Below are 2,547 nucleotides of genomic sequence, written 5' to 3' on the forward strand. Positions count from 1 at the left end.
CCCTGCAGGTAGCCCTGCTCATCCCGCTGCTGGCCGGACTCCTCGGGCTGCTCAACTCGCTGCGCATGATGCGCCTCACCGACCCCAAACCCTCCGCGGCAGGGGAAATGACCCTGGGCGGCTGATCCGCCGCCGACCCCGCCCACCTCCAGGTGGGTAGAAACGGACGATGGCGCCCGACGGTTCGCGGCAAACCTTGACCACCCGTTCCGGTCGCGCATTGCGGAGGCGCGCATCATGGTTGATAGGGGCGCCTCCGAGTGCGGAAATTGGAAGATCAGCCGGGAGGCGTTTCATTTCTCTTCCCCCGCAGAGCGTCGCAGGGCCCGCGAGGCAAGCAGGGCTTGCGCGCTCGGGTACGAACGACGACGTTGAACAGCATCTGACCCGAATCCGCGAGTAGTGGCGCGACACGGCGCCTGAAATGACGATAGATGCCCTCTGACCTGGGATGATTCCGGTTACCAGACCACGATCATCCGGGTTGAGAGGACACCTATCGGGTGGACAGACTACGCGATATCCGCCGGTTGCGACGGTTGGTGCGAATCGGCGCGCCGGACCCGACGCTGACCCAGTTCTCGGGGATGGCGGCGGTGACCGAGCTGGTCGACCGACTCGGCATGATCAAGTTGCTGGACGCGGCGATCGGACCGATCAAGACCCGCGGGCGCGGGTTCACCGGTGGTCAGGTGCTGGTCGGGATGGCGGCCGCGCAGTTGGCCGGGGAGGATTTCCTGGTCGGGCTGGACCGCCAGCGGGCCGATGTGGCCGGGCAGCAGCTGGCCCCAGTGCCCGCGCTGGCGTCGACGACCGCAGCCGGGCTGGCACGGCGGTTCACCGACGGGCAGTGGCACGCGGTGGAGACCGGGACCGGGGACATCCACGCCGCGGTGCTGGCCGCGCTGCCCGCGCAGCGGGCCACCGCCCTGTGCGAGCAGGTCACGATCGACTTGGACACCACCGACGTGGAGGTGTACGGGCGGCGCAAGCGTGGGGTGGCCTACAACTACCAGGGCCAGCGGTGCGGGCGGCCGCACGTGGCCACCTGGGCCGAGATGGCCACGACGCTGGCCGCGGACCTGATGGCCGGCAACGACGATCCCCGCCCGCACGCGCCTGAACTGCTGCGCCGAGCGCTTGCGGCGCTGCCCGCGCCGGCCCGGGACGGGCGGGTGCGGCTGCGCGCCGACGCCGGCTACTTCGCCGGACGGCTGGCCCGCGCCGCGCTGCTGTCCGGGGTCCGCTTCGCCATCGGCGCCAAGCGCATCGCCCCGCTGTGGCGGATCCTCGACGGGGTCGGCGCGGACGCGTGGACCGACGCGATCGACATGGACCGCGCACAAGTCGCGGTGGCCGCCTACTGCCCGGACTGGTGGCCCACGGCCACCCGGCTGCTGATCCGCCGGGTCCGCCTCGACCCGGCCGCCGGACAGATCTCGGCCGACCCGCGGTCGCGGCGCCGCCGCACCCTGCACCCCGACCAACGCGCCCTGCCACTCGACGAGCTCGCCGACGCCGACGCCTTGTACGGCTACTCGTTCATCGTGACCGACCTCGACGTGTCCACTGCGGACAAAGCGGCTGGGGTGGAGCACTGGTATCGGCACCGAACCCAGGTCGAGAACATCTTCCGCGATGCCAAGCTCGGAGCGGCGCTTCGCCATCTCCCCTCGGGATATCCGCAAGTCAACACCGCGTGGATGTGGGGTGCGCTGCTCGCGGCCAGCATCGCGGGCTGGCTGCATCAGCTCACCGCCACCCCAGGACCCGGCGCGCGACTGATCGGGCACGGCCTCCGCGGCGGCCAAGCCATGATCGCCACCCTGCGGCACCGATTGATCCGTGTCCCGGCCAGGCTGATCCGCCACGCCGGCGGGCTCACCCTGCGCCCACCACCGGGACATCACCTGCTCAACGAGGTCCTCGCTCGCATCCGCGCACTCCCCGCAACGTCCTGACCAGGCCGACCGGCCCCGAACATCCCGGAACCCCGCTCGCCCGAGGCGTCATTCGGGCCTTCGTCCTGCCCGAACCCGAAATACACCCAGGAAAGATCCACAAATCCAGCCGTAGATCAACTCACCTGCTACTCGCCGAATCGGGTCAGAGGATGGGCGGCCTACAACCGGGGTGCGGTGTCGTCCAAGGTGTTCCACACGCTGGACTACCAGATGTGGAAACTCACCTACAAATGGGCGACATGGCGCCACAACAACAAGCCGAAGCCGTGGATCGTCGACCGCTACTTCGGCAAGCGCAACAAGTTCAGGAACGACCGATGGGTGTTCGGTGACCCCGACAACAACACCTACCTGGTCAAGTTCTCCTGGACCGACATCGTCCGACACGTCATGGTCACCGGCGCGGCCTCACCCGACGACCCCGCCCTGACCGACTACTGGGCCAAACGACGAAACAAGGTCAAGCCCCCGCTGGACAACGACACGCTGCGCCTGCTCACCAGGCAGGAGGCACGCGGTCCGCTCTGCGGGGACCACCTACTCGCCGCCGATCAGCCACCACCGTCCCCGCACGACTGGGAGC

The 2,547-nt window shown here is 69.1% G+C and carries 2 protein-coding genes; both read left to right on the plus strand.

Annotation, left to right across the window (positions count from 1 at the left end; translation table 11 throughout):
* The first annotated feature begins 503 nt into the window (after positions 1-503).
* Entirely contained in the window at positions 504-1,961 is a 1,458-nt protein-coding gene (locus VGJ14_04555) for an IS1380 family transposase (GenBank protein ID HEY2831673.1), read from the plus strand.
* A 177-nt stretch (positions 1,962-2,138) separates the two neighbouring features.
* Positions 2,139-2,547, plus strand: a 409-nt coding sequence (locus VGJ14_04560; protein HEY2831674.1) for a hypothetical protein, incomplete at its 3' end; no start/stop codon positions are given.

The organism is Sporichthyaceae bacterium (assembly GCA_036493475.1).
Lineage (GTDB): Bacteria > Actinomycetota > Actinomycetes > Sporichthyales > Sporichthyaceae > DASQPJ01.